Annotated in this window: 25 protein-coding genes; 6 read left to right on the plus strand and 19 right to left on the minus strand. The window is 66.1% G+C overall.

Annotation, left to right across the window (positions count from 1 at the left end):
• Positions 1 to 6: 6 nt before the first annotated feature.
• Positions 7 to 597, plus strand: coding sequence for an LON peptidase substrate-binding domain-containing protein (locus ACKI1H_RS09635; protein ID WP_236172542.1), 591 nt, complete (start codon positions 7 to 9; stop codon positions 595 to 597).
• 195 nt (positions 598 to 792) lie between these two features.
• Here the strand turns inward: ACKI1H_RS09635 and prpF are convergent, their stop codons facing one another.
• From prpF to ACKI1H_RS09660, 5 genes are all read right to left on the minus strand, one after another.
• Entirely contained in the window at positions 793 to 1,980 is a 1,188-nt protein-coding gene (prpF, locus tag ACKI1H_RS09640; protein WP_138520235.1) for a 2-methylaconitate cis-trans isomerase PrpF, read from the minus strand.
• A 133-nt stretch (positions 1,981 to 2,113) separates the two neighbouring features.
• A complete protein-coding gene (acnD, locus tag ACKI1H_RS09645; RefSeq protein WP_171049432.1) occupies positions 2,114 to 4,723 on the minus strand; it encodes a Fe/S-dependent 2-methylisocitrate dehydratase AcnD in 2,610 nt (869 codons plus the stop codon).
• Between the two features lie 29 nt (positions 4,724 to 4,752).
• Complete coding sequence (prpC, locus tag ACKI1H_RS09650) at positions 4,753 to 5,913, minus strand: bifunctional 2-methylcitrate synthase/citrate synthase (RefSeq protein WP_138520237.1); 1,161 nt, start codon at positions 5,911 to 5,913, stop codon at positions 4,753 to 4,755.
• Between the two features lie 173 nt (positions 5,914 to 6,086).
• Positions 6,087 to 6,974, minus strand: coding sequence for a methylisocitrate lyase (prpB, locus tag ACKI1H_RS09655; RefSeq protein WP_024763011.1), 888 nt, complete (start codon positions 6,972 to 6,974; stop codon positions 6,087 to 6,089).
• Complete coding sequence (locus ACKI1H_RS09660) at positions 6,971 to 7,693, minus strand: GntR family transcriptional regulator (RefSeq protein WP_081517269.1); 723 nt, start codon at positions 7,691 to 7,693, stop codon at positions 6,971 to 6,973. Before ACKI1H_RS09660 ends, prpB begins: the two co-directional genes overlap by 4 nt.
• Before the next feature lie 204 nt (positions 7,694 to 7,897).
• Between ACKI1H_RS09660 and ACKI1H_RS09665 the strand changes: the two genes are divergently transcribed.
• On the plus strand, positions 7,898 to 8,320 hold the full coding sequence (locus tag ACKI1H_RS09665) for a hypothetical protein (protein ID WP_236172544.1): 423 nt from the start codon (positions 7,898 to 7,900) through the stop codon (positions 8,318 to 8,320).
• The gene (locus tag ACKI1H_RS09670; protein WP_138520239.1) at positions 8,301 to 8,918 is read left to right on the plus strand and encodes a class I SAM-dependent methyltransferase; all 618 of its coding nucleotides are present in this window, start codon (positions 8,301 to 8,303) and stop codon (positions 8,916 to 8,918) included. The genes ACKI1H_RS09665 and ACKI1H_RS09670 overlap by 20 nt, the downstream gene beginning before the upstream one ends.
• Here ACKI1H_RS09670 and ACKI1H_RS09675 read toward each other — a convergent pair.
• The 3 genes from ACKI1H_RS09675 to ACKI1H_RS09685 all read right to left on the minus strand — a co-directional run bounded on the left by ACKI1H_RS09675 (position 8,897) and on the right by ACKI1H_RS09685 (position 10,535).
• Positions 8,897 to 9,154: a hypothetical protein gene (locus tag ACKI1H_RS09675; RefSeq protein WP_236172545.1), complete on the minus strand. Its 258-nt coding sequence runs from the start codon at positions 9,152 to 9,154 to the stop codon at positions 8,897 to 8,899. The two genes, ACKI1H_RS09670 and ACKI1H_RS09675, sit on opposite strands and share 22 nt — an antisense overlap.
• A 124-nt stretch (positions 9,155 to 9,278) precedes the next feature.
• Positions 9,279 to 9,521, minus strand: a complete 243-nt coding sequence (locus ACKI1H_RS09680) for a hypothetical protein (RefSeq protein ID WP_138520241.1) — start codon at positions 9,519 to 9,521, stop codon at positions 9,279 to 9,281.
• A 120-nt stretch (positions 9,522 to 9,641) separates the two neighbouring features.
• Complete coding sequence (locus ACKI1H_RS09685) at positions 9,642 to 10,535, minus strand: NAD(P)H-binding protein (RefSeq protein WP_440468246.1); 894 nt, start codon at positions 10,533 to 10,535, stop codon at positions 9,642 to 9,644.
• Between the two features lie 168 nt (positions 10,536 to 10,703).
• Between ACKI1H_RS09685 and ACKI1H_RS09690 the strand changes: the two genes are divergently transcribed.
• Complete coding sequence (locus ACKI1H_RS09690) at positions 10,704 to 11,672, plus strand: AraC family transcriptional regulator (protein WP_440468247.1); 969 nt, start codon at positions 10,704 to 10,706, stop codon at positions 11,670 to 11,672.
• A gap of 39 nt (positions 11,673 to 11,711) precedes the next feature.
• Here the strand turns inward: ACKI1H_RS09690 and ACKI1H_RS09695 are convergent, their stop codons facing one another.
• The 10 genes from ACKI1H_RS09695 to ACKI1H_RS09740 form a co-directional block, all read right to left on the minus strand.
• Complete coding sequence (locus tag ACKI1H_RS09695; protein WP_138520244.1) at positions 11,712 to 12,014, minus strand: LasR-specific antiactivator QslA; 303 nt, start codon at positions 12,012 to 12,014, stop codon at positions 11,712 to 11,714.
• 824 nt (positions 12,015 to 12,838) lie between these two features.
• Positions 12,839 to 13,288: a hypothetical protein gene (locus ACKI1H_RS09700; protein WP_138520245.1), complete on the minus strand. Its 450-nt coding sequence runs from the start codon at positions 13,286 to 13,288 to the stop codon at positions 12,839 to 12,841.
• 208 nt (positions 13,289 to 13,496) lie between these two features.
• The gene (locus ACKI1H_RS09705; RefSeq protein WP_440468248.1) at positions 13,497 to 14,831 is read right to left on the minus strand and encodes a sigma-54-dependent transcriptional regulator; all 1,335 of its coding nucleotides are present in this window, start codon (positions 14,829 to 14,831) and stop codon (positions 13,497 to 13,499) included.
• Positions 14,828 to 16,717, minus strand: coding sequence for a sensor histidine kinase (locus ACKI1H_RS09710; RefSeq protein ID WP_440468844.1), 1,890 nt, complete (start codon positions 16,715 to 16,717; stop codon positions 14,828 to 14,830). Before ACKI1H_RS09710 ends, ACKI1H_RS09705 begins: the two co-directional genes overlap by 4 nt.
• An 80-nt stretch (positions 16,718 to 16,797) precedes the next feature.
• Positions 16,798 to 18,471, minus strand: coding sequence for a gamma-glutamyltransferase (ggt, locus tag ACKI1H_RS09715; protein WP_236225420.1), 1,674 nt, complete (start codon positions 18,469 to 18,471; stop codon positions 16,798 to 16,800).
• Between the two features lie 85 nt (positions 18,472 to 18,556).
• On the minus strand, positions 18,557 to 19,291 hold the full coding sequence (locus tag ACKI1H_RS09720; RefSeq protein ID WP_017521680.1) for an amino acid ABC transporter ATP-binding protein: 735 nt from the start codon (positions 19,289 to 19,291) through the stop codon (positions 18,557 to 18,559).
• On the minus strand, positions 19,288 to 19,956 hold the full coding sequence (locus tag ACKI1H_RS09725) for an amino acid ABC transporter permease (protein WP_138520248.1): 669 nt from the start codon (positions 19,954 to 19,956) through the stop codon (positions 19,288 to 19,290). Before ACKI1H_RS09725 ends, ACKI1H_RS09720 begins: the two co-directional genes overlap by 4 nt.
• Entirely contained in the window at positions 19,953 to 20,699 is a 747-nt protein-coding gene (locus ACKI1H_RS09730) for an amino acid ABC transporter permease (RefSeq protein WP_138520249.1), read from the minus strand. The genes ACKI1H_RS09725 and ACKI1H_RS09730 overlap by 4 nt, the downstream gene beginning before the upstream one ends.
• Before the next feature lie 194 nt (positions 20,700 to 20,893).
• A complete protein-coding gene (locus ACKI1H_RS09735; protein ID WP_065084484.1) occupies positions 20,894 to 21,802 on the minus strand; it encodes a glutamate/aspartate ABC transporter substrate-binding protein in 909 nt (302 codons plus the stop codon).
• Between the two features lie 238 nt (positions 21,803 to 22,040).
• The gene (locus ACKI1H_RS09740) at positions 22,041 to 22,655 is read right to left on the minus strand and encodes a phosphatase PAP2 family protein (protein WP_138520250.1); all 615 of its coding nucleotides are present in this window, start codon (positions 22,653 to 22,655) and stop codon (positions 22,041 to 22,043) included.
• Positions 22,656 to 22,814: 159 nt separating this feature from the next.
• Here ACKI1H_RS09740 and ACKI1H_RS09745 point away from each other — a divergent pair, with 159 nt between their 5' ends.
• Entirely contained in the window at positions 22,815 to 23,408 is a 594-nt protein-coding gene (locus tag ACKI1H_RS09745; protein ID WP_440468249.1) for an MFS transporter permease, read from the plus strand.
• On the opposite strand, the gene ada is transcribed toward ACKI1H_RS09745, so the two are convergent.
• The gene (gene ada / locus ACKI1H_RS09750) at positions 23,352 to 24,440 is read right to left on the minus strand and encodes a bifunctional DNA-binding transcriptional regulator/O6-methylguanine-DNA methyltransferase Ada (protein WP_138520251.1); all 1,089 of its coding nucleotides are present in this window, start codon (positions 24,438 to 24,440) and stop codon (positions 23,352 to 23,354) included. The two genes, ACKI1H_RS09745 and ada, sit on opposite strands and share 57 nt — an antisense overlap.
• A 135-nt stretch (positions 24,441 to 24,575) precedes the next feature.
• On the opposite strand from ada, the gene ACKI1H_RS09755 reads away from it, so the two are divergent.
• Positions 24,576 to 26,927: an ATP-binding protein gene (locus ACKI1H_RS09755; RefSeq protein ID WP_440468250.1), complete on the plus strand. Its 2,352-nt coding sequence runs from the start codon at positions 24,576 to 24,578 to the stop codon at positions 26,925 to 26,927.
• Positions 26,928 to 26,955: the final 28 nt, after the last annotated feature.

A 26,955-nucleotide genomic window follows, 5' to 3' on the forward strand; every position in this document is an offset into this window, starting at 1 on the left:
GTGTCCATGAGTTTCCCGCTGTTCCCCCTCAACACCGTGCTGTTTCCCGGCTGCCGCCTCGACCTGCAGATCTTCGAGGCGCGCTACCTGGACATGATCGGCCGCTGCATGAAGCAGAACGGCGGATTCGGTGTGGTGGCCATCGTCGAGGGCGAGGAAGTCGGCGATGCGCCGGAGCGTTACAGCCTGGTCGGCTGCGAGGCGCGCATCTGCGACTGGCAGCAGCAGTCCAACGGCTTGCTGGGCATCCGGGTCGAAGGCGGGCGGCGCTTCCGCGTGCTCTCCGCCAACGTGCAGACGGACCAGCTGACGGTGGCCGAAGTGGAGTGGCTGGACGAGCAACCAAACCGGCCGCTGACCAAGGAACACGACGACCTGGCCGCGTTGCTCGAGGCGCTGTCCATGCACCCCATGGTCTCGGCGCTGGAAATGGGCGGCGAAGTGAATGGCCAACAGGAGCTGGCCTGCCAGCTCGCTTACCTGTTGCCCTTCGAGCGCGACCAGAAGCAGGTGCTGCTGGAGATGGACGACCCGACGGTGCGCCTGGCGCGCATCCAGGTATTGCTGGAGCAGTTGCAGGGTGATTTCGTCGCCTGATTGCGATGCTTCGAGCCCCGTAGGATGGGTGGAGCTTGCGATACCCATCAGCGTTGCGTGTGTCGAAATCGATGGGTATCGCTTCGCTCCACGCCATCCTACGAAGTCATCACGGTTCCCATTTCCATGCGGTTCCCCCCGTGAAAACACAAGGCCCGCGAATGCAGGCCTTGTCGTTTTTGGGGGCTGCTGGGGTTAGAACGAATCCCCTGGCACCCGTACCCAGCCTTCCATAAGGATGCGCGAGCTACGGCTCATGATGGCCTTGGTCACGGTCCACTCACCGTTCACCTGTTTCGCCTCGGCGCCCACGCGCAGGGTGCCGGAGGGGTGACCGAAGCGTACGGCGCTGCGTTCTCCGCCGCCGGCGGCGAGGTTCACCAGGGTGCCGGGAATGGCCGCGGCGGTGCCGATGGCCACAGCGGCGGTGCCCATCATGGCGTGGTGCAGCTTGCCCATGGACAGCGCGCGCACCAGCAGGTCGACGTCGCCGGCCTGCACTTGCTTGCCGCTGGAAGTGATGTAGTCCTTGGCCGGTGCAACGAAGGCAATCTTCGGCGTGTGCTGGCGGGTCGCGGCTTCCTCCGGAGTCTTGATCAGACCCATGCGCAAGGCGCCGGCGATGCGGAATTGTTCGAAGCGCGCCAGCTGCTCCGGGTCGCCATTGATCGCTTCGCGCAGCTCGGCACCGGTGTAGCCGATGTCCTGGGCGTTGACGAAGATGGTCGGGATGCCGGCGGTAATCATGGTCGCCTTGAAGGTGCCGACGCCGGGGACTTCCAGGTCGTCCACCAGGTTGCCGGTGGGGAACATCGAGCCGCCTTCCTCGCCATCGTCGGACGGGTCGAGGAACTCCAGCACGATCTCGGCGGCGGGGAAGGTCACGCCGTCCAGTTCGAAGTCGCCGGTTTCCTGCACCTGGCCATTGGTGATCGGCACGTGGGCGATGATGGTCTTCTGGATGTTCGCCTGCCAGATGCGCACCACGCAGGTGCCGTTGTCCGGAATGCGCGAGGGATCGACCAGGCCGGCGTGGATGGCGAAGGAGCCGGCGGCGGTGGAGAGGTTGCCGCAGTTGCCGCTCCAGTCGACGAAGGCCTTGTCGATGGAAATCTGTCCGTAGAGGTAGTCGACGTCGTGCTCGGGCTGGGTGCTTTTCGACAGGATCACGCACTTGCTGGTGCTGGAGGTCGCGCCGCCCATGCCATCGATGTGCGCGCTGTACGGGTCGGGGCTGCCGATCACGCGCATGAACAGCTGGTCGCGCGCCGCGCCGGGCACCTGGCAGCGTTCGGGCAGGTCCTGCAGGCGGAAGAACACGCCCTTGCTGGTGCCGCCGCGGATGTAGGTGGCGGGGATCTTCACTTGGGGTACGTGGGGCATGGGACTCGATCCTGTTTGCTTTTCGTAGGAGCGAGCTTGCTCGCGAACAGCCCCGCAGCGGAGTTGGGTTCGCGAGCAAGCTCGCTCCTACAGGATTAGTGCCGACCTGCCGTGAGGCGGGCCGGCTGTTACATCACGCTACCGCGCCTTCCAGGAAGTCCTTGGCAAAGCGCTGCAGCACGCCACCGGCCTTGTACACCTTCACTTCGGCGGCGGTGTCCAGGCGGCAGGTGACCGGGACTTCGACCACGTCACCATTGCGGCGATTGACCACCAGGGTCAGGTCGCAGCGCGGCGAGACGTCGCCCTTGATGTCGTAGGTCTCGGTGCCGTCCAGGCCCAGGGTCAGGCGGGTGGTGCCCGGCTTGAACTCCACCGGCAGCACGCCCATGCCCACCAGGTTGGTGCGGTGGATACGTTCGAAGCCTTCGGCGACGATCACTTCCACGCCTGCCAGGCGAACGCCCTTGGCCGCCCAGTCGCGGGACGAGCCCTGGCCGTAGTCGGCGCCGGCGACGATGATCAGGTTCTGCTTGCGGTTCATGTAGGTTTCGATGGCTTCCCACATGCGCATGACCTTGCCTTCGGGCTCGACGCGGGCCAACGAACCTTTCTTCACTTCACCATTCACCACGGCCATTTCGTTGACCAGTTGCGGGTTGGCGAAGGTGGCGCGCTGGGCGGTCAGGTGGTCACCGCGGTGGGTGGCGTAGGAGTTGAAGTCCTCCTCCGGCAGGCCCATTTTCGCCAGGTATTCGCCGGCCGCGCTGTCCAGCAGGATGGCGTTGGACGGCGACAGGTGATCGGTGGTGATGTTGTCCGGCAGGATTGCCAGCGGGAGCATGCCCTTGAGCGTGCGCTCGCCGGCCAGCGCGCCTTCCCAGTACGGTGGGCGGCGGATGTAGGTGGACATCGGGCGCCAGTCGTACAGCGGGCTCTCGGCTTCCTGCACGCTGCCCAGGTCGAACATCGGGATGTAGACCTGCTTGAACTGCTCGGGCTTCACGCTGGAAGCGACGATGGCGTCGATCTCTTCGTCGGACGGCCAGAGGTCCTTCAGGGTAACCGGGTTGCCGTTCTTGTCGGTGCCCAGCGGGTCCTGCTCGATGTCGAAGCGCACGGTGCCGGCGATGGCGTAGGCGACCACCAGCGGCGGCGAGGCGAGGAAGGCCTGCTTGGCGTAGGGGTGGATACGGCCGTCGAAGTTGCGGTTGCCCGAGAGCACGGCGGTGGCATACAGGTCGCGGTCGATGATCTCTTTCTGGATCGCCGGGTCCAGCGCGCCGGACATGCCGTTACAGGTGGTGCAGGCGTAGGCGACGATGCCGAAGCCGAGCTTCTCCAGCTCCGGCAGCAGACCGGCTTCTTCCAGGTACAGCTTGGCGACTTTCGAACCCGGCGCGAAGGAGGTCTTCACCCACGGCTTGCGCAGCATGCCCAGCGCGTTGGCCTTCTTCGCCACCAGGCCGGCGGCGATGACGTTGCGCGGGTTGGAGGTGTTGGTGCAGCTGGTGATGGCGGCGATGATCACCGCTCCATCGGGCATCAGGCCTTCGGCTTCCTCGACGCGACCGGACTCCAGCTTGGCTTCGTCGGCGATGCCACGCTCGGCCAGCGCCGAGGTCGGCAGGCGACGGTGCGGGTTGGACGGGCCGGCCATGTTGCGCACCACGCTGCCCAGGTCGAAGCTCAGTACACGCTCGTACTCGGCGGTCTTCAGCGCATCGCTCCACAGGCCGAGCGTCTTCGCGTAGTGCTCCACCAGCTCCACCTGCTCCGGCTCACGGCCGGTGAGCTTGAGGTAATCGATGGTCTGGCCGTCGATGTAGAACATCGACGCGGTGGCGCCGTATTCCGGGCACATGTTGGAGATGGTCGCGCGGTCGCCGATGGACAGGCTGTCCGCACCCTCGCCGAAGAACTCGACGTAGGCGCCGACCACGCGTTCCTTGCGCAGGAACTCGGTGATCGCCAGGACGATGTCGGTGGCGGTGATGCCCGGTTGGCGCTGGCCGGTCAGCTCGACGCCAACGATGTCGGGCAGGCGCATCATCGAGGGGTGGCCCAGCATCACGGTCTCGGCCTCGAGGCCGCCGACGCCGATGGCGATTACGCCCAGGGCGTCCACGTGCGGGGTGTGCGAGTCAGTGCCGACGCAGGTGTCGGGGAACGCGATGCCGCCGCGCGCCTGGATCACCGGGCTCATTTTCTCCAGGTTTATCTGGTGCATGATGCCGTTGCCGGCCGGGATCACATCGACGTTCTTGAACGCGGTCTTGGTCCAGTCGATGAAGTGGAAGCGATCCTCGTTGCGGCGGTCTTCGATGGCGCGGTTCTTCTCGAAGGCATCCGGGTCGAAGCCCGGTGCTTCCACGGCCAGCGAGTGGTCGACGATCAGCTGGGTCGGCACCACCGGGTTGACCTTGGACGGGTCGCCACCCTTCTCGGCGATGGCGTCACGCAGGCCGGCGAGGTCGACCAGCGCGGTCTGGCCGAGGATATCGTGGCAGACCACGCGCGCCGGGTACCAGGGGAAGTCGAGGTCGCGCTTGCGGTAGACCAGTTGTTCCAGCGAAGCGGTCAGGTCCGCCGGCTCGCAGCGGCGCACCAGCTGTTCGGCCAGCACGCGGGAGGTGTAGGGGAGCTTGTCCCAGGCGCCGGCCTGGATCGCTTCGACGGCCTCGCGGGCGTCGAAGTAATCCAGCGCGGTGCCGGGCAGGCGCTTGCGGTATTGGCTGTTCACGGAAGTAGTCATTTTGTTATCCAGGAAGCCTATTTGCGGTCCTTGAGCGGCACGAACTTCAGGTCTTCAGGGCCTGTGTAGTTGGCGCTCGGGCGGATGATCTTGCCGTCGATGCGTTGCTCGATGACGTGGGCGGACCAGCCGGCGGTGCGGGCGATGACGAACAGCGGGGTGAACATCGCGGTGGGCACGCCCATCATGTGGTAGCTCACGGCGCTGAACCAATCGAGGTTGGGGAACATCTTCTTGATGTCCCACATGATGGTTTCCAGGCGCTCGGCGATGTCGTACATCTTGGTGTTCGACTGCTCGTTCGACAGCTGCTGGGCGACTTCCTTGATCACCTTGTTGCGCGGGTCGGACACGGTATAGACCGGGTGGCCGAAGCCGATCACGACTTCCTTGCGCTCGACGCGGGCACGGATGTCCGCCTCGGCTTCGTCCGGGTTGTCGTAGCGCTTCTGGATCTCGAAGGCCACCTCGTTGGCGCCGCCGTGTTTCGGGCCGCGTAGTGCGCCGATGGCGCCGGCGATGCAGGAGAACATGTCCGAGCCGGTGCCGGCGATCACGCGGGAGGTGAAGGTCGAGGCGTTGAATTCGTGCTCGGCGTACAGGTTCAGCGAGGTGTGCATGGCGCGCACCCAGGATTCGCGCGGCTTCTCGCCGTGCAGCAGGTGCAGGAAGTGACCGCCGATGGAGTCGTCGTCGGTCTCGACGTCGATGCGCTTGCCGTTGTGGCTGAAGTGGTACCAGTAGAGCAGCGCGGAGCCCAGGGAAGCCATCAGCTTGTCGGCGATGTCGCGGGCGCCCGGGTGGTTGTGGTCGTCCTTCTCCGGCGACAGGCAGCCGAGCACGGACACGGCGGTGCGCATCACGTCCATCGGATGGGCCGACGGCGGCAGGGTTTCCAGAGCGGCCTTCACGCCCGCCGGCAGGCCGCGCAGGGCTTTCAGCTTGGCCTTGTAGCCGGCCAGTTCGGCGGCGTTGGGCAGCTTGCCGTGGACCAGCAGGTGGGCGATTTCCTCGAAGTCGCAGCGGTTGGCGAAATCCAGCACGTCATAGCCACGGTAGTGCAGGTCGTTGCCGGTACGGCCAACGGTGCACAGGGCAGTGTTGCCAGCGGCGGTGCCACTCAGGGCCACGGACTTCTTCGGCTTGAAGCCGGTGGTGGTTTCTGCGGTAGCGCTCATCGCGTGTCTCCTCATCAAATCCGGTTGCTTGTTCTTGTTCCGCCGGCATGGGCCGTGCGGTCGGTTCGAATCTGGTTGGCGGATAACGCCTGTGGCGTTATGCGCCCTACGGTGTCTCAGGCCGGGGCGTAGGGCGAATAACGCGCAGCGTTATCCGCCGTTTTTGCCTCAGATCACTTCTTGCCAGCAGCGAACAGCGCGTCGAGCTTCTGCTCGAAGGCGTGGTAGCCGATGCGGTCGTACAGCTCGGCACGGGTCTGCATCAGCTCGATCACGTTCTGCTGGTGGCCTTCCTGGCGGATTGCGGTGTACACGGCTTCGGCGGCCTTGTTGGCGGCGCGGAAGGCCGACAGCGGATACAGCTGGATCGCCACGCCGACCGAGGCCAGCTCGTCGCGGGTGAACAGCGGGGTGGCGCCGAACTCGGTGATGTTGGCCAGGATCGGCACGTTCAGCGCATCGACGAAACGCTTGTAGGTCGGCAGGTCGTAGGCAGCTTCGGCGAAGATCGCATCGGCTCCGGCCTCGACATAGCGCTGGCAGCGCTCGATGGCGGCGTCCACGCCTTCGGCCTGGATGGCGTCGGTGCGGGCGATCAGGAAGAAGTTCGGGTCGGTCTTGGCGTTGGCGGCGGACTTCACGCGGTCGACCATCTCCTGGGTGGAGACGATTTCCTTGCCCGGACGGTGGCCGCAACGCTTGGCGCCGACCTGGTCTTCGATGTGGGCGGCAGCCGCGCCAGCCTTGATCAGGCTCTTCACGGTGCGCTCGATGTTGAAGGCGCTGGGGCCGAAGCCGGTGTCGATGTCCACCAGCAGCGGCAGGTCGCAGACGTCGGTGATGCGGCGCACGTCGGTGAGCACGTCGTCCAGGGTGTTGATGCCCAGGTCCGGCAGGCCGAGGGAACCCGCCGCCACGCCGCCACCGGAGAGGTAGATGGCCTTGAAGCCGGCGCGCTTGGCGAGCAGGGCGTGGTTGGCGTTGATCGCGCCGATCACCTGCAGCGGCTTTTCTTCGGCAAGGGCTTCACGGAAACGTTGGCCGGCGGTCTTGTAGCTCATTGTTCACCTCGTTCGTTGGCTGTCTTGGCTTGGGCGTCCAGGTAGTGACGCTCCATATTGCGTTTCGAGGCGCCGATGTGACGGCGCATCAGCAACTCGGCCAGCTCGCCGTCACGATCGGCGATGGCATCGAGAATCCGGTGGTGCTCGGAGAAGGCCTGGCGTGGGCGGTTGGGCGTCGCCGAGAACTGCAGGCGGTACATGCGCACAAGCTGGTACAGCTCGCCGCAGAGCATGCGGGTGAGGGTGCGGTTGCCGCTGCCCTGGATGATCCGGTAGTGGAAGTCGTAGTCGCCTTCCTGCTGGTAGTAGCCACGGCCGGCCTGGAACGCTTCGTCGCGCTCGTGGGTGTCGAGCACCCGGCGCAGCTCGTCGATCTCGGCCTGGCTCATGCGCTCGGCGGCCAGGCGGCAGGCCATGCCTTCGAGGGATTCGCGGATCTCGTAGAGCTCCAGCAGCTCCTCATGGCTGAGCGAAACGACCCGCGCGCCGACGTGGGGTACGCGCACCAGCAGCTTCTGGCCTTCCAGGCGGTGGATCGCCTCGCGCAGCGGGCCGCGGCTGATGCCGTAGGTACGCGCCAGCTCCGGCTCGGAAATCTTGCTGCCGGGGGCGATCTCGCCCTTGACGATGGCCGACTGGATCTTGCGGAACACGTGTTCCGACAGGGTCTCGCCGTCGTCGCTGGCGGGGGTGGGCAGAATCAGGCTATCGCTCATGGTGTCGACAATCTTCTTGGTGTGCGGCGAAAGCTACCCCTGGAAGCCCTCTGGGTCAATCAAGTTCTGATGAATTGTCGACAATCGTCTAATGGTCCGGTTTTCTTATACCGGGCTGCGACGCACTCCGGGGAGCAGGGCCGCAGACGTGAGAAGATGCCCGCCAGAACGATCAGGGAGTTTGCCGTGCGAGGAAGGGAGCGGATGAAACGAATGCTGGCCAGCGTGGCGGGATTTCTCCTGCTGGGCTGGGGACAAGGGCTGTGGGCCTTGCATCCGTATCGGGAGAACCTGACGGCAGACGTACAGTCGATCGGTCTGTGGCGAGAAATGACGCCGCTGCTGCTGTTCTGGGCGCTGTGGGTTGCGCTGGCGGCCTGGCCGAATCGAGCAGCGGCTTGCTGGCAAGTGGCGCTTTCGTCGGGAGTTGCCCTGCTGGGCTGGTTCTGGGTGGATCTTTGCCTCTATGACAGCCGGGTGGCGAGCTGGAGCACCTATTCCCTTGCCGAGCTGGCGGCGGAGGTGGCCCAGGTCTGTGGTTGGCCGCTGCTGCTCGCCGTTCTGGCCTATGGTGGAGGCTGGGCCCTGGTGGCCCGGAGGAAGATCGATGATCCGAAGCTGGTATGACCGTCATGCGTTGCCCCGGCTGATCGACTTCGCCTGCGGCATGGGTGATGTGATGAAGCAGCGCTCGCTGCTGGTGCCCCGTGCGCGCGGCCGCGTGCTGGAGATCGGCATGGGCACCGGCCTGAACCTGTCGTTCTACGATCCGGCGAAAGTGTCGACAATCGTCGGAGTCGACCCGGCGGCGCAGATGCAGAAGCTCGCCCGCAGCCGTGCCGAGGCGATTGGCATCCCGGTGGACATGGTGGCGCTGGAGCTGGGGCAGATCCGTGCCGACGCCGGCAGTTTCGACAGCATCGTCTGCACTTTCACCTTGTGCAGCATCCCCGATGCGGTGGCGGCGCTGAAGGAAATGCGCCGGGTACTCAAGCCCGGGGGCGAGCTCCTCTTCTGCGAACATGGCCTGGCGCCGGATGCCGGCGTGCGCGCCTGGCAACACCGGCTGACCCCGGTATGGAAGCCGCTGGCCGGCGGCTGCCACCTGGACCGGGACATGCCGGCGCTGATCGAATCCGGCGGCTTCCAATTGCGCGAACTGATCCAGGACTACCTGCCCGGTCCGCGGCCGATGACCTACGTCTACCGTGGCATGGCCGACTGACGAGCGGGCAGGCGGTCGAGCACCTCGATGCTGAGGATGTAGGCGCTACGCACGTAGATGTCCTCTGGGCGTTCGAGCAGTCCCATGTCGGACTGGCAGTCATTCATGCGCACCACGAAAGGTGCGGCGCCGTCGCACAACGCCGAGTAGTCCCCACGGCTGATCCAACCCTGGAGCACAGAGGACTCGCGGTTGTGCGCGCGAACCACGACTTCGACCTTGAGATGTTCGTTCATTGCCACGTCGCTCGACGGAAGGTGAGTAGAGGTGGCAAACCTTAACGTCCGTCCCGTGTGGCCTCTGTCAGGTTCCTCTGATTGGCCTGTGGGACTATCCCCCCAAGTGTCCGACCCTCGTACTTCAGGCCACCCGCTCGGCCGGGGTGACATTGAGGATATGCGTGCCGCTGAGGAACAGGTCCTGCACCGGGCCGGTGGGGCAGTGGCGGCTCTGGCAATCGCCCAGGCGCACCTCGAAGGGAGTGCGGCCGTCGCGCAAGGCAAGGTAATCCTCGCGACTGATGCGGCCGTGGAGAATGCGTTGGGGGCGGTAGGGAGACCAGGTCTCCACATCGACCCAGAGACTGTCGGGAGCGTGGTTCATGGCGGTGGTCCGGCCGTTGGTAAAGGGGCGAGTACTCTAGACAGCGGACCAGCGCCAAATTCATCAGGACCCTCTGAGATATTTGTAGGAAATTATGTTGGCCTGACTGGCGGTGCCGTCCTAAGGCAAAGCGCGGTAGGCCTTGGCCCAGTCCTGGGCGAAGTCCTCGAAGGGAGTCGCCGTGGTATTGGCCGGTGAGCGCGCCTCCTGCGCCCGAACCCGTCCGCCGCTGATCGCCTCGCCCAGTTCGGCGTAACACGCGGCGACGCTGGCGGAGCAGCCCGCGTCCCGCAGCGCGCCCTCCAGTTCCTGCGGCGATACCGGCACGTAGGGCAGGTCCGGTCGGCCGATGGCTGCACCCAGCAGCCGGGTGGCCTGGGCATAGCTGATGTCGCGCTGGCCGAGCACTTCGCGGATTACCACGCCCTGCCAGTCGTGCTCCAGCAGGGCACGGCTGGCGGCGTCGGCAACATCCCGGGTGGCGACCATCGGCACCGGCACATCCGGCGCCACCGCGTCGCTGTAGCAGTCATAGGCGCGGACAATCTCCAGCGCGCCATAGAGGTTTTCGAACAGCGCGCCGGAGCGCAGCATCAGCACGTCCATCTCCGGCGGCAACTGGCGCAAGCGCTGCTCCTGGTCGTGCATGCTGATGATCGGTCCGGTGCCGGATGGCACCTCGGCGCCCACGCTGCTCAGGAAAACCACCCGGCGCACGCCGCTGTCGCGGATCGCGGTGAGAATCGCCTCGCCCTGGGCGGCCTGCTGTTCGCGGTAGTCCTCGGTGTCCGGGCCGTAGGCGAGCAGGGTGTAGACCGCTTCCGAGCCGCGGAACGCCTCGGTGAGAAACGCGGCGTCGTGCGATTCGCCCACGGCGATCCGCGCGCCGGCGGCAGCCAGCGGTGCAAGGCGCTCGGCATTGCGGCCCAGGGCACAGACGGCCACGCCGGCCTCCAGCAGGGTCTGGCAGATTCTCGAACCGGTGCGGCCGGTGGCTCCCATTACAGTGATCATGGCGGTGTCCTCGCTGCTGGCCGTCCCGCGGCGCCCGCCGTGGGTTCGTTGGCCTGGGTTCAGTCTCCTGGCAGATCGCTGGACGGTTAATGCCTGGGAGTCGCCGGTTCATGCTCTTTCGTCCAGAAGTGCTGGACGTCGCCAGACGGCCGGACCAGTCTCAAGGCCATGAACGCTCCTACCGCCATTCCGGACCTGACCGACGCCTGGGCCTCCACCGATCCCCTGGGGGAGGCGCTGCATTTCCTGCGCATGAGCGGCACTTTCTATTGCCGCTCCGAATTTTCCGCGCCCTGGGGCCTGGACCTGCCGGCTATGCCGCAGTGCCTGATGTTCCATGTGTTGACCGTCGGCGAGTGCTGGCTGGAAGCCGAGGGCGACGAGCCGCGCAGGCTGGCGCCAGGCGACCTGGTGCTGGTGCCCCATGGTGAGGGCCACCGGCTGGTGAGCGCGCCGGGCGAGACGGCGGCCGGCTTGTTCGACCTGCCGCGCGCCTACGCCAGTGACCGCTACGAAGTGCTGCGCCAGGGCGGCGGAGGGGAGCCGACGGCGATGATCTGTGGCGCGGTGCGCTTCGACCATCCCGCCGCGTTGCAGCTGGTGCGCCTGCTGCCGCGCGTGCTGGCGGCGCAGGTGCGCGACCCCGGCCAGCGCGACTGGCTGATGAGCACCCTGCTCTTGATGGAAAGCGAGGCGCGGGCCATGCGCCCCGGCGGCGAAACGGTGATCACCCGGCTGGCCGACATCCTGGTGATCCAGGCGATCCGCGCCTGGATCGAGCAGGACCCGGCTGCCCAGACCGGTTGGCTCGGCGCCTTGCAGGATCGACAGTTGGGCCGGGCGCTGAGCCTGATCCACCGTGACCCGGCGCAGGACTGGAGCCTGGTTTCCCTGGCCGGCGCGGCGGCCATGTCGCGCTCGGCCTTCGCGGCGCGTTTTGCCGAGAAGGTCGGCATGCCGGCCATGCACTACGTCACCCGTTGGCGCATGCATGTGGCGCTGAGCTGGCTGCAGGAGCGGGAGATCGCCGTGGCCGAACTGGCCGAGCGCCTGGGCTACCAGTCCGAGGCGGCGTTCAGCCGGGCGTTCAAGCGCTGTATCGGGGTGTCACCAGGAAGCGTGCGGCGCTCTTTGTAGGAGCGCGCCATGCGCGCGATAGCGGGCATGGCCGCGCTATCAGGCTTCCAGCAAGCCGCTTTCGTTGGCCATCAGCCGCTGCTGCAGGCGCCAGAGGAAGGCCGCTTCGTAAGCCAGACTCTCCATGCCACTGGGCAGCTCGGCCCGACCAATCTGCAGGGCAATCCACAGGTTGGTCTTGTGCCGTTCGCTAAACCAACGCTCGACTCGCTGGACGGCGGCATCCGCAGCGCCTTGGCAGTTTTCCGGCCAGTCGAGGGCGAGGCCCGGTTGGCCATCGGCGGGAAGGACATGAACCAGAAACGCATCGGGCGTATCGGACGCGCGCAATTGTCGACCCATGACGAACTCCTTGCCCGCCGTGCTTCAGCCAAGCGGACATCGTTTGAGGGAATGGCCAGGAAATCGCCGGGCAAGATCGCCCGGCGATCTGCCGCAAGCTTCAGCGGAACGCCAGCAGGGGGAGGAGTGCGAGCGGTGCCAAAGGCCGGCGAATGGACTCTCTCGATAGAAGGATGTCGTGGGGTATTCGTGGGTGGTGCGCGGGGGTAAAAGCGGGGTAATGCATTGTGCTTCTCCTACATTGATGAGTCGCCTTTCTCCTTATCCGTCTCACGGGAAAGGGTGGCGAACCGTGCAAGGGTGAGACCCGGAAATGTAGGCAACCGGCCGGGCCGAAGCCCGCCTCGCACGGTCCGCCATAGACAGGCCACAGCGGAGCGGAAGCGCCAACATTTTCGAGCCGGGGTCTCACGCCCAGGTCACGACAACCGTCGCGACCGGGAGACCTTACCGACGGCCTTGCAGGCGCAGCAATGCGCGATGCTACCGGTAATTCCGATGCCCGTGCAGGACAGCTCTCGGGTACGCCGTCGCATTTTCGTAGGAAGGAATAACCGTCTGAGGAACGCGGCTCGTGGTGACTTCAGACTCGTAGGGCGCATAACGCGCCAGCGTTATCCGCCGCAGCGCATCGGCGGATAACCTGTTCCAGGTTATGCGCCCTACGTTCAGGCTGGCGGCGGTCAGAGGGACGAGCCCGCACCTACAGGCTTGCCTTGACTACGGCGTTCTTCGTAGGACCGAGGGGGGCGCCTAGCCCTTGCTCGCGAACTGCACGGCACGATGGTCTGTGCGGGAGGTGGTCGGTTCCGGGACGCGCCCGATCAGAGCTGGATATCGTCGCGGATCAGCACGCAGGTGCAGCCGTCGTCGTCTTCGCGCCAGTCGTGGAGGAAGTACATCTGGATCTTGCCGCCATCCATCACTGCCAGGTAGTCGCCGACTTCTGGAACGAAGAAACCCGAGGTGCCGGGTTCGGCTTCGCACTCGATGCGCACGCTGAAGAACAGCGCCGGGTCGGCGTCATCGAAGAAGTCTTCGCGCTCGGCGGCGTCCCACTCCACAGGGGCTTCGAAGGGGCCGAGGAAGAGGACCTTGGCATCACCCATGTCCAGTTCTTCGGCGTCCGGGTCATTGTCGTCCGGACGGTAGACGGTGGCGTCCAGCGCGCTGCTGTCGGCGAGGATGGCGCGGCGCGCGGCCATGCGTTGCTGCGGATCGACGCCGGCGTCGGCGCAGAGCTGGTTCCAGAGGGTTTCGGCTTGGGTGGACATGATGGCTCCCGCTCGTGCGGCCGGTTCAAAGGGCAATAGTGTCGGGGACACTTCACTCCGGATCAATGGGGCGCTGCGTCACGCGATGTTCTTCGTGTAGGAGCGAGCTTGCTCGCGAACGCTTTCAGCCGGGCATCACGGTATCAGACGGGTTCGCGAGCAAGGACTGGGCGTCCCCCTCGGTCCTACGAAAAGCCAAGTGCGCCGATCACTCGCCCTTGAGGCCGTACTTCTTCACCTTGTCGAACAGTGTGGTCTTGGCCATGCCCAGTGCGTGCGCGGCCTGGCTGAGGTTGCCGGCGTGGCGCTCCAGGGCGGTGGACAGCAGGCTCCTCTCGAAGGCTTCCACGGCTTCGGCGAAGCGCGGCTCGCCGGCGTCCGGGCCGAGGTTGCCGCCGGCCAGCACCGGCAGGCCGAGGGCGAAGCGTTCGGCGACGTTGCGCAGCTCGCGCACGTTGCCCGGCCAGTCGTGGGCCATCAGGGTGGCGGCGGTGGTGTTGTCGATGGCCGGTGCCGGGCGGTCGAAGCGCAGCGAGGATTGCTGCAGGAAGTGCTCGAAGAGCATCAGGATGTCTTCGCGGCGCTCGCGCAGCGGCGGCAGGTTCAGGGTGATGACGTTGAGCCGGTAGTAGAGGTCGCTGCGGAAAGTGCCTTCACGGCCCATGACGGCGAGGTCGGACTTGGTCGCGGCAATCACCCGGCAGTCCACGCGGATCAGTTCGTTGGAGCCCAGGCGTTCCAGCTGCTGTTCCTGCAGCACGCGCAGCAGCTTGATCTGCAGGTTCAGCGGCATGCTCTCGATCTCGTCGAGGAACAGGCTGCCGCCGTCGGCGTGCTCGATCTTGCCGATCCGGCGCTTGCCGGCGCCGGTGAAGGCGTGGGCCTCGTGGCCGAAGATTTCGCTGTCGATCAGGCTTTCCGGCAGGCCGCCGCAGTTGAGCGCGACAAAGGGTTTGGGCTGGCGCCGGCTGGAGTCGTGCAGGCAGCGCGCGACCAGTTCCTTGCCGGTGCCGGTCTCGCCTTCGATGAGTACGTTGGCGGAGGTGTCGGCGACGTTGGCGATCAGCTCGCGCAGCGCCTGCATGGCCGGCGAACGGCCGATCAGCCGGCTCTCCAGGGCCTGCTTGCCGGCGAGCTGGCGACGCAGCTGGCTGACTTCGCGGGTCAGGGCGCGCTGGGCGAGGGCGCGGCGCGCGGTGTCCACCAACTTCTCGGGGGAGAAGGGCTTCTCCATGAAGTCGTAGGCGCCGTCGCGCATGGCCTTGACCGCCATGGCGATGTCACCGTGGCCGGTGATCAGCACCACCGGCAGGCTGGGGTCGCGCTCCTTGAGTTTCTCCAGCAGTTGCAGGCCGTCCATACCGGGCATGCGGATGTCGCTGACGACGATGCCGGGGAAGTCGGCGCCGACTTTCTTCAGCGCTTCCTCGGCGCTGCCTACGCTGTCGGTCTCGATGTCCTCCAGGGCCAGCGCCTGCTGGCAACCGAGGCGCACGTGGGGATCGTCCTCGACGATCAGGACGCGCAGGGATGAGTCGCTCATGCGGGTGTCTCCATGGCGGGCAGCAGCGGCAGGTGCAGTTCGAAGGCGGTGCCGCCGGCCTCCGGATAGGCCACGCTCAGGCTGCCGCCGGCGGCGGTGGCGAGGCTGGCCGAAAGGGTCAGGCCCAGGCCCAGGCCGAGTTCGCCGGGCTTGGTGGTGAAAAAGGGTTCGAACAGGTGCTGGCGCGCATCCTGCGGGATGCCGGGGCCGTTGTCGCGGACCACCAGGCGGTAGTGCCCGTCACCTTCGCTGCGGCCTTCCAGCCAGAGCTGGCGGTCGAGCTGCGGGCCCATGGCGTCGAGGGCGTTGGCGATCAGGTTGACCAGGATCTGTTCCAGACGCGTCTGGTCGATGGCCAGCTGTGCGTCGGGGTAGTCGCGGTGCAGGGCCACCGGTACTTCGGAGAGCCTTCCCTGCAGCACCATCACGGCGGCGTCTACCGCCTTGCTCAGCGTCGCCTGGCCATGGTCGTCGGCGCGCCGGGCGAAGGCGCGCAGGCTGGCGGTGATGCGGCCCATGCGGTCGACCATCTCGGCGATGGCTTCGAGGTTGCTGCTGGCGACATCGAGCTTGCCGCGTTCGAGGAAGCGCACGCTGTTGCTCGACAGGGTGCGCAGCGCCGCCAGCGGCTGGTTGAGTTCGTGGGCGATGCTGGTGGACATCTGTCCGATCACCGCCAGCTTGCCGGCCTGCACCAGGCGGTCCTGGGCCTTGCGCAGGGTGTCCTCGGCCTGGCGGCGCTCGCGGATCTGCTCGCGCAGGTGCTGGTTGCTGGCGCGCAGGTCGGCGGTGCGCTCGGCGATGCGCCGCTCCAGGGCGTTGTTGGCCTGCTCCAGTGCCTCGCGGGCGGCGAGGCGGGTGGCGATGACCTTGCGCCGTTCGTTCCAGGCGATCAGCAGGAAGGCGAACAGGGCGAAGCCGACGGCGGCCAGCACGCCGTGCATCAGCGCTTCGCGGCGCAGGTCGGCCAGCGGGGTGAGCAGGGTGAAGTTCCATGGCGTGTCGCTGAGCTGGCGCGTCTGCATCAGGTAGCTGAGCGGCTTGTGGCTGTCGGCGTGCTCGCCGGGCGGGAAGCTGATTTCCTCGACGCCGTCGCCCAGCGGATGGCGCGACAGCGGCTGCCACTCGTTGAGTGCCCACCAGTAGTACTGCAGGCTGCGGGCAAGGCGCTCCTTGTCCTGGTCGCTGAGCGGGCGCACGGCCTTCAGGCGCAGGGTCGGGTCGCTGGAGAGGATGATGATGCCGTTCTCGTCACTGACGAAGGCTTGCAGGCGCGCCTTCTCCCAGCGCTCCTCGAGGGATTCCATGCGCACCTTGACCACCGCCACGCCGACGATCTTGCCGCCGTGGACCAGGCCGTGGGCGAGGTAGTAGCCGGGCTCGCCGGTGGTGCTGCCGATGCCGTAGAAGCGGCCGGGGCGGCCGTTCACCGCTTCCTGGAAATAGGCCCGGAACGAGAGGTCTTCGCCCAGGTAGCTGTCGGCATCCTGCCAGTTGCTGGTGGCCAGCACGCGGCCGGAGGTGTCCAGCAGGTACACGGCGCGGCTGCCGGCGCGGCGGTTAAGGCCTTCCAGGTAATGGTTGACGCGGTCGCGGTGCAGCGGTGTCGGGTCCACCAGCAGGCGGCTGACGCTGCCTTCGAGTTCCAGCAGGCTGGGCAGGTAGGTGTAGCGGCTGATCTCGCTCTCCACGCCACGGGCGTGCAGTTCGAGCTGGCGTTCGCCGGTCTCGATCAGGGTGCGGGTACCGGCGCCTTCGCTGATCAGGTAGCCGCCGTAGCCGAAGCCCAGGGTGAGCAGGAGCAGCAGGAAGGGCAACAGGTAGTTGCGCACGAGGCGTGGCTTCACGGTGAGCGGCGGCAATGGGCTGGAAGCGCATTGCAGCACAGACGCCGAGGCCGAGCCAGCCCAACGCCGGGGGGCGGCGATGGACTGGCTCGGGTACCACACGGTGCGTCCGCCAGGGGTTAGGGCTTGACCACCAGCCCGACGCCGCGGCCGCGCGGATCGGAGGCGGTTTCCAGGGCCTTGCCGTTGACACGGATGGCCTGGATGTCACCCATGTTCCAGCCCTGGTCTTCCAGGGTGTAGCCCATGGCTTTGAGCTCGTCGGCAACCTTGCCGGTGAGCGGCGCGTAAGCGTCGTAGTAAATGGTGTCCTTGGGCAGCAACTGGTGATGCACGCGCTGCGCGGCCACGGCCTTCTCCAGGGGCAGGTGGAAGTCGTAGACGTTGTTCAGCACCTGGAAGATCGAGGTGAAGATCCGCGAGCCGCCGGGGGTGCCCAGTACCAGGCTGACATGGCCGTCGCGGGTGACGATGCTCGGGCTCATGGAGGAGAGCATGCGCTTGCCCGGTTCGATGGCGTTGGCGTCGCTGCCCACCACGCCGAAGGCGTTGGCCACGCCCGGCTTGGAGCTGAAGTCGTCCATCTCGTCGTTGAGCAGGAAGCCCGCGCCCTTGACCACCACGCCACTGCCGAAGTCCCAGTTGAGGGTGTAGGTGTTGCTGACGGCGTTGCCGTCCTTGTCGACGATGGAGAAGTGCGTGGTCTGGTGCGGCTCCAGGCCTGGGCGGACTTTCTCGGTGGGCGAGATGGCGTCCGGGTTCACTTCCTTGGCGCGCTTGGCGATGTACTTGGGATCGGTGAGTTGCTGCACCGGCACCTTGGAGAACGCCGGGTCGCCCAGGTAGTCGGCGCGGTCGGCGAACACGCGCTTCTCGATCTCCGAGAGCAGGTGGATGTACTTCGCGGAGTTCAGCTCCACGCCCTTGAAGTCGGCGGCGCGCTGTTCCTTGATGCCGATCAGCTGGGCCAGGGCGATGCCGCCCGAGCTGGGCAGCGGCGCGGTGTAGAGGGTGTTGCCCTGCCAGTCGATGCGCATGGGTTCGCGCCACTGGGCCTTGTAGTCGACCAGGTCGTCGGCGGTGATCAGCCCGCCATCCGCCTTCATCTGCGCGATCAGCAGCTTGGCGGTCTCGCCCTTGTAGAAGTCGTCCGGGCCCTTGTCGGCGATACGCTCCAGGGTCTTGGCCAGTTCCGGCTGCTTGAAGGTCTCGCCCGGCTTCATGGTGCCGAAGTAGTCGCCGAAGTTGGTCTTGCCGTTGAACAGCGCGATGGCGTCCTGGCGATACTGGTACTGCTGGTCGGCGACGCGGAAGCCGCTCTGCGCGTAGCCGATGGCCGGGGTCAGCAGCTCGCTCCACTTCAGCTTGCCGAAGCGCTTGTGGGCTTCCCACAGGCCCATCACGGTACCCGGTACGCCGGCGGCCTTGGCGCCGACCAGGCTGAGGTTCTCGATCACCTCGCCCTTCTCGTTCAGGTACATGGTCTTGGTCGCCGCCTTCGGCGCGATCTCGCGGTAGTCGAGGAAGTACGGCTTGCCCTCGACGTACAGGGTCATGAAGCCGCCGCCGCCGATGTTGCCGGCTTCGGGGTAGGTGACCGCGAGGGTGAAGGCGGTGGCGACCGCTGCGTCGACGGCGTTGCCGCCTTTCTTGAGGATTTCGGCGGCGACTTTCGCGCCGTACTGGTCGGGGGAGGCGACCGCGCCGCCGTCGAGGGTGACGGCGAACACCGACGAACTCGCCGCGAGGATCGCGACGCCCAGGGGCAGCTTGCTGAAGTGGAACACGCGCATGGAACTTCCTTATTTATTCTTGTGCTTGCGGTGAGGGTGAATGCCCCGGCGAACCGGGGCATTCGGGTAAATCAGAGCGGGCGGATCAGTGCGGCAGGATCTTGGCGAGGAACTGCTGGGTGCGCTCGGCGCGGTTCTGCAGGTCGCCGAAGAATTCCTCCTTCGGGCAGTCCTCGACGATCTGCCCGCGGTCCATGAAGATCACCCGGTCGGCGACCTTGCGCGCGAAGCCCATCTCGTGGGTCACGCACATCATGGTCATGCCTTCGTGGGCGAGCTGGACCATCACGTCGAGCACCTCGTTGACCATCTCCGGGTCGAGCGCCGAGGTCGGTTCGTCGAACAGCATGACGATCGGGTCCATGGCCAACGCGCGGGCGATCGCCACGCGCTGCTGCTGGCCGCCGGAGAGCTGGCCGGGATGCTTGTGCGCATGGGCCTTGAGGCCGACGCGGTCGAGCAGCTTCATGCCCTTGTCCATCGCCTCCTCCTTGCTCCGGCCGAGCACCTTGCGCTGGGCGATGGTGAGGTTCTCGGTGATGGTCAGGTGCGGGAACAGCTCGAAGTGCTGGAACACCATGCCAACGCGCGAGCGCAGTTTCGGCAGGTCGGTCTTGGGGTTGGCGATGGAGGTGCCGTCGACGGTGATGTCGCCCTTCTGGAAGGGTTCCAGCGCGTTGACGCACTTGATCAGGGTCGACTTGCCCGAGCCGGACGGCCCGCAGACCACCACCACTTCACCCTTGGACACCTTGGTGTTGCAGTCGGTAAGCACCTGGAAGTCGCCATACCACTTGCTGACGTTATCGATGGAGATCATACGGTTAACCTTTTCTGCAGGCGCTTCACACCGAAGGACGCGGCGAAGCTGATGACGAAGTAGACGAGTCCGGCGAAGATCAGGAACTCATGGGGCTGGCCGATGATGTCGCCACGGGAACGGGCGGCGTTGAGGAAGTCCATCAGGCCCACCGAGTACACCAGCGAGGTGTCCTGGAACAGGATGATGCTCTGCTGCAGCAGCAGCGGGGTCATCTTGCGGAACGCCTGGGGCAGGATGATCAGGCGCATGGACTGGCCGTAGGTCATGCCCAGCGCGTAGGACGCGCCGATCTGGCCCTTGGGGATGGCCTGGATGCCGGCGCGGACGATCTCGCAGTAGTAGGCCGCCTCGAACATCATGAAGGCCACCAGGCACGAGGTGAACGCGCCCACGGGGGTGTCCTGACCGGTGATCCAGCGCAGGATGAAAGGCACCGCGAAGTAGAACCAGGTGATCACCAGCAGCAGCGGGATCGAGCGGAAGTAGTTCACGTAGAAGCCGGCGATGTTCGACAGCAGCTTGCTGTTGGACAGCCGCATCAGCGCGAGGATGGTGCCGAGCACCACGCCGCCCAGCACACCCAGCACCATCAGTTGCAGGGTGGTGAGCATGCCTTCCCAGAGGCCGGGGAGGGCGGGGACGATCTGGCTGAAATCCATCATTTACCTCCCACGGAGATCAGGCCCGGCACGGCGACTTTCTTCTCGACCATGCGCATGATCAGCATCAGGCTCATGTTCAGGGTGAAGTAGATCGCGGTGGCGAGGGTGAAGGCCTCGAACAGGTTGGCGCTGAATTCGGCGGTCTGCTTGGTTTGCGCCAGCAGCTCCATGAGGCCGATCAGCGAGGCCACCGAGGAGTTCTTGAAGACGTTGAGGAATTCCGAGGTCAGCGGCGGAATGATGATCCGGAACGCTTGCGGCAACAGCACGTGCCGATAGATCGACGGCAGGCGGAAGCCCACGGCGCTGGCGGCGGCAAGTTGCCCCTTGGGCAGCGCCTGGATACCGGTGCGCACCTGTTCGCAGACCCGCGCGGCGGTGAACAGGCCCAGGCACACGACGACGCTGATGAAGGCCGAGGTTTCCGGGGCGATGCCCAGCTTGAACCAGTCCTGGATCGGCTGCGGCAGGTAGTCCGGCACGAAGAAGTACCAGAGGAACAGCTGCACCAGCAGCGGCACGTTGCGGAACAGCTCCACGTAGGCCGTGGCGATGCCCGACAACCAGCGGTTGGGCAGGGTGCGCATCACGCCCAGCAGCGAGCCGAGTGCCAGGGCGATGACCCAGGCCGCGAGCGAGACGGCGATGGTCCAGCCCAGGCCGGTGATGTACCAGTCCAGGTAGCGTTCGTCGCCGATCCCGGTGGACTTGAAGAACACGCCCCAGTCCCAGTTGTAATCCATGACGGGTTTCCCCTCGATTGCTTTGCACGGTGGCTTGGTACGGTACGGGGCCGGACGCGGGCGCAAGGTCGCCCGCCACCCGCGGGTAGCGGGTGTTCCGGCATCGTCATCAGGAAGTGTGGGCCGGGAGCGCATGGCTTGCGCTCCCGATCCCCCGCGTGGCTACGCCTTGTGGGCGCAGCCGCGCGCGACCGTTACATCTGCTCGGCAGACTTGTCGGTCGGATTGGCGATCAGCTTCTTGAGCTCATCACTCATCGGGAAGTTGAGGTTCAGGTTCTTCGGCGGGATGGGCTGCATGAACCACTTGTCGTAGATCTTGTTGACCTCACCCGAGGCGAAGGTGTCGGAGATGGCCTTGTCGACCACCTTCTTGAACGGTGCGTCGCCCTTGCGAACCATGCACGCGTAGATCTCGTAGGACTGCGGCTTGCCGACCACATGCCAGTCGTCCGGCTTCTTGGCCTTGGCCATTTCGCCGTAGAGCAGCGCGTCGTCCATCATGAAGGCCACGGCGCGGCCGGACTCGAGCATCAGGAAGGACTCGCCGTGGTCCTTGGCCGAGATGATGTTCATGCCCATCTTCTGGTCGGCGTTCATCTGCTTGAGCAGGCGCTCAGAGGTGGTGCCGGCGGTGGTCACCACGTTCTTGCCCTTGAGGTCCGGGAAGTCGTTGATGCCCGAGCTGGTCTTGGTCAGCAAGCGGGTGCCGACCTCGAAGATGCCGACCGAGAAGTCGACCTGCTTCTGGCGCTCGAGGTTGTTGGTGGTGGAGCCGCACTCGATGTCCACGGTGCCGTTCTGCACCAGCGGGATACGCGTCTGGGAGGTCACCAGGTTGTAGCGGACCTTCAGGTCGGGTGCGTTCAGCTCTTTCTTCAGGGCTTCGACGACCTTGATCTGCAGATCGTGGGAATAACCTTCAGGCTGGCGCGGGTCGCTGCCGAGGTAGGAGAAGGGGATGGAGGCGTCACGGTGGCCGAGAACGATAGTGCCGGAGTCCTTGATCTTCTTCAGGGTACCGGTCAGTTCTTCGGCGACGACGGGAGTGGCGAGCAGGGCCGCGACAATGGCGACACCCAACGCACGGGGTGCGAAACGCATGGAGACTACCTCGACTGGTTGTGTTTGTTATTCAGTCCTGCGCCGACGAGGCTCACTCCAGGCCGGTCGCATGTTCGAGGTGGAGCAGAGCAGGCTCCGTGCCAAGGCTTTTTATTTTTCGTAAATAATTGAATTTAAAGGATTAAATTATTTTTCCTGGCGGTGGCGCGGTGGCATCTTGTTCGGCCATCCGGATATTCCAGAAATTGTCGTTCGGAAATCCGAACGAATCTCCCGCTCAGACGTCCGGCTGGCCGGCCCACTGGCCACGTTGATAAGGCTGGTCGCGGTCGGCCAGGTGCGCAGCGATACGCTCAAGCAACTGGTGCGTCGGGGCGCGCACGCCGGTGACCGCCTGGCCCAGCCCCAGCGCGACGACCAGCAGCAGGAGGGCGGGCTGGAAGGCTGGCAGGCTGACGCGCGTCGCGCCGAGGAAGGCCGCGCTGGTGCCCAGGCCCAGAGCCAGGCCGGCATAGACCTCGGCCGGCGAATGCACGTTGATCGCCAGCCGCGAGAGGCCCACCAGCACGGCAACCGCCGCCGCCAGCGCTGCAGAGGCGAGGCTGGCGCGCCGCGAGGTAAAGAGTTGCGCGGCCAGGGTCGGCAGCACCGCGCCGGCCATCATGCTGTGGCCGGAGATGCCGGTGAAGTTCAGGTTCGGAATCCCGATTCCCCAGCCCATGAAGGCCAGCTTCGAACCCACCACCAGCGCGGTCGAAAATCCGAACAGCACCGCCCAGAGCCCGGCCTTGGCGGTCTCGCGGCGGTACAGCAACCAGCAGAAGACGAACACGGCGGCCGGCGCCAGCAGGGAGCTGTCGCCGAGGCGGGTGATCAGGGGCCAGAAGGTCATGGGGCGTCGGACGGAGGAATGAAGGCTGGCAACGGTAGCACAGGCCGGTGTCGTCACTGGGCGCCAGGCGACGGGATGTGAGCCTGCGCTCTTCCGCCCGCTTGGCCCCTCGCCGGTCCTGGCCCAGAATGTCGCCTTCAGCTCAAAGGAATGCACAGCATGGAAATGGAAAACCCCTACCGCGCCCCTGAAGCCCCGCTGGTCGAAGCGCGTGCCGGCGCCGAGCAGGCCAGGCCGTTCTTCGTCATCTCCCTCACCAAGATGGTCGTGCTCTACGTGGCGACGCTGGGGCTGTTCAACCTGTACTGGATGTACAAGCACTGGTCGATCCAGAAGCCGCACATGCCCGGCAAGATCAATCCGCCGCTGCGCAGCCTGTTCATGATCTTCTATATCCACTCCCTTGCCCGGCGTGTGCACGAAGCCTTGCCCGAGGTGCAGCGCAAAGGCTGGAGCTACAGCAGCGACGCCACCTGGGCGGTGGTGCTGCTGATCGTTTCCAATGTCGCCGACAAGCTGACCAGTCGCATTCCCGAGCTCAGCCATTACAGCCTGCCGTTCATCATCCTGGGTCTTGTGCCGCTGATTCCGCTGACGAACATCCAGCGTCGCGCCAACGAGGCCAGCGGCGATCCACAGGGCCAGGGAAATGCTTCATTGACCCGCTACAACGTGCCCTTCCTGATCCTCGGCGGCCTACTCTGGGTGCTGATCCTGATTGGCTCGGTGGCGGAGTTCGCGGGCGTCGCCTGAGCCGCCCTCGCGCCGCAGCAGTTCGCGCTTGCGCGGCAAGCCCCAGCGATATCCGCCCTCGCCGCTACCGCCGACCACGCGGTGGCAGGGCACCAGCAGGCCGATGGGGTTGCTGGCGCAGGCGCGGGCGATGGCGCGCGGGTGCGTGCCCAGTTCCTCCGCCAGCTCGCCATAGCGCCGCGTTTCGCCGCTGGGGATGCGCGTGAGGGCCCGCCAGACGCGAAGCTGGAAGGCGCTGCCGTGCAGGTCCAGCGGCAGGTGCGCGGCCTGCTCGGGCTCTTCCAGCTGGGTGATCACCTCGCGTAGCCAGTCGCCCAGTCCGTCGTCGTCGCGGGTGCGCTCGGCGGCGGCGAAGCGCTCGGCCAACTGGCGCTCCAGTTCGCCGGCATCGTCGGCGAAGAGCAGCGCGCACACGCCTTTATCAGTGGCCGCCAGCAGGACCAGCCCGAGCGGGCAGGGGGCGATGGCGTAGCGCAGGTGCTCGCCGGCTCCCTTCTGCCGACGTTGCGCCGGGCTCAGCGGTGTGGCGCTTTCATACAGGGCGCGGGTACCGGAATAGCCGGCCTCCAGCGCGGCATCGAGCACCGAGCGCGATTGTGGCAGGGCGGCAGCCAAGCGTTGCTCACGGCGGGATTCCGCCCAGGCCCGCGGCGTGAGGCCCGTGCGGGCCTTGAAGGCTCGGGCCAGGTGCGAGGCGGACAGACCGATGCGCCCGGCCAGCTCCTCCAGCGTCAGTGGCTTTTCCGCCTGGTCGAGCAATTCGCAAGCGGCGACGACCAGTGCATCGAGCTGTTCGCGCGGGCTGGGACCGCGCGGCGAGCAGCGTTTGCACGGACGGAAGCCGGCGGCTTCGGCGGCTTCGGGCGCGGCATGGAAGGTCACGTTCTCCCGTGATGGCCGGCGCGCCGGGCAGTTCGGCCGGCAGTAGACGCCCGTGGAGCGCACGCTGAAGACGAAACGCCCCTCATAGCGCTCATCGCGCTCGCAGACCGCCTGCCAGCAGCGCTCGGGGTCAAGTCGGGTAGTGGTCATGGCCGCTCTCCGGGGCAATGGCTGTTGGGGAGATTGTCCGTCCCGACATCCAGTGCAGCAATCCGCATCACGTTTTCAAACTCGAAGCGCGGCGGCAGGGACTACGCTTGCTGGGTATTCCCTGAAGAAGACCCCATGCCCTTGCGCCGATTCTGCCTGTGCTGCCTTCTGCTGCTCCTTGCGCTGAGTGCCCAGGGCCGTGCCGCGAGCCTGGCGCTTAGCGACCCGGAGCGAGCCTTCATCTCGGCCCACGAGCCGATCCGCGTCGGCCTGTTCCGCGCCGGCTGGCCGCCGTTCGAGGTGATCGACGAGTTCGATCAGTTCCACGGCATCAGTGCCGACTACCTGCAGTTGCTCTCCGAGCGCCTGGGCATGAAGGTCCAGCCGGTACTGTACAACACCTGGGAAGAGGTGCTGGCGGCAGTGAAAGCCGGCGAGGTGGACCTGGTGCCTTCCGTGGCGGCCACCGAGGAGCGCCAGCGCTTCCTGAACTTCACCCAGCCCTACGTCACCACCAGCAGCCTGATCTTCGCCCGGCGCGACAGCACCATTCGCACACTGGATGACCTGTCCGGCCGCCGGGTGGCGGTGGAGCAGGGCTACGCCGTCCATGAGCTGCTGGGCAAGGCGGTGCCGGGTATCGACTTCGTGCTGGTGGAGGACTCCCCCGGCGCGCTGAAGGCCGTCTCCACCGGGCGTGCCGATGCCTATGTGGGTAACCTCATCTCCACCACCTTCCTGATCGAACAACTCAGCCTGTCCAACCTGGAGGTGCGGGGTGACAGCGGGCTGGGCAACAGCCAGGTGCGCTTCGCCATGCGCAAGGAGCTGGAACAGCTGGTGCCGCTGCTGGACCGCGCACTGGGCAACATCACCCGTAGCGAGCAGGAGGCAATACAGGCGCGCTGGCTGCCGTCGCTGGATGTCTTCGACTGGATGAACCTGCTGCAGATCGCCTGGCCGTGGGTGGTGGGCTTCCTCGCCCTGCTGACCTTCGTGCTGGTGTGGAACCGCCGGCTGTCGATCCAGGTGGCCGAGCGCGCCCGCGCCGAGGCGGAGGAGCGGCGCCAGCGCAGCACCCTGCTGGCGCTGATCAACTCGATCCCCGACCCGATCTGGTTCAAGGACACCCAGGGGCGCTACCTGGGCGTCAACCAGGCTTTCGCCGACTGCCTCGGGCGGGCCCCGGAGGACATAGTCGGGCGCAGCGACCAGCAGATGTTCAGCCGTGCGGCCGGCACCGGTCGCCAGGAACGTGACCGCCAGGCGCTCACCGAGAGCGAGCCTTTCGCCAGCGAGGGTTGGGTGGTGTATCCCGACGGCCGGCGGGTGCTCTTCGACACCTTGCGCAGTGCCTTCCACGACGACCATGGCCGGCTGCTCGGGCTGGTGGGTGTCAGCCGTGACGTCACCGCGCGCAAGTCCACCGAATTGGCGCTGGCCGAGGCCCGCGACCTGGCCGAGGAGGCGGCGCAGCTCAAGAGCGACTTCCTCGCCAACATGAGCCACGAAATCCGCACGCCACTGAACATCATCATCGGCCTGGCACACCTGCTCCAGGAAACCACTCTGGACCCGCAACAGGTGGATTACCTGGGCAAGATTCAGGGTTCTGGCCAGTACCTGCTGGAGCTGATCAGCGACATCCTCGATCTGTCCCGCGTCGAAGCTGGCAAGCTGGAGTTCGAGCACATCGGCTTCGACCTGGAGCGCCTGCTCGGCGAGCTGTTCGATCTGTTCAACATCCGCGCCGCGAGCAAAGGCCTGGCAGTGCGCTGCGAGATCGACCCACGGGTGCCCGCCCAGGTGGTGGGAGATTCGCTGCGCCTGCGACAGATCCTGATGAACTACGGCAACAACGCACTGAAGTTCACCGAACAGGGCGAGGTAGTGCTGATCGTTCGTCTGGAAGACGAGGACGAAGACAGCCTGCAGCTCTACTTCGCCTTCCGCGACACCGGCATCGGCATCTCCGAACCGCAGCAGGAGCGTCTGTTCGAGTCCTTCCAGCAGGCGGACAGCTCCATCACCCGCCGCTACGGCGGCTCCGGCCTGGGCTTGGCGATCTGCAAGAAGCTGGCGGAGGCGATGGGCGGCAGCGTCGGGGTGGAGAGCGAGCCCAACCACGGCAGCCTGTTCTGGTGCCGGCTGCCCCTGGGGCGGGTGGACGACTCGGTCAGCCTGAGCTTGCAGACCATCAGCCACGAACCGCTGCCGGTGCCCATGCTGCCGGCCGCTTCGGCGGCGCCGGCACTGCTGGAGAGCGGCAATGTCGCCGAGGTCGAGCAGGTCTGCCGGCGCCTGGCCCACTTGCTGGCGGCGGACGACCCGCGCGCCGGACGGTTGCTCGGCGAGCGTGCAAGCCTGCTGCGCAGCGTCTTCAATGAGGGCTACGAGGGCATCGCCACGAGCGTGCGGCGCTTCGAGTTCGAACGGGCCCTGGAAAGTCTGGTGAATCTCGCGAGGGAGCGTGACATCCGCATATGACGGGGGCGGATAGAGCAAGTGGCGGTAT

Origin of the sequence: Pseudomonas sp. YH-1, assembly GCF_051990045.1 — a bacterium.
GTDB classification, from domain to species: domain Bacteria; phylum Pseudomonadota; class Gammaproteobacteria; order Pseudomonadales; family Pseudomonadaceae; genus Pseudomonas; species Pseudomonas nicosulfuronedens.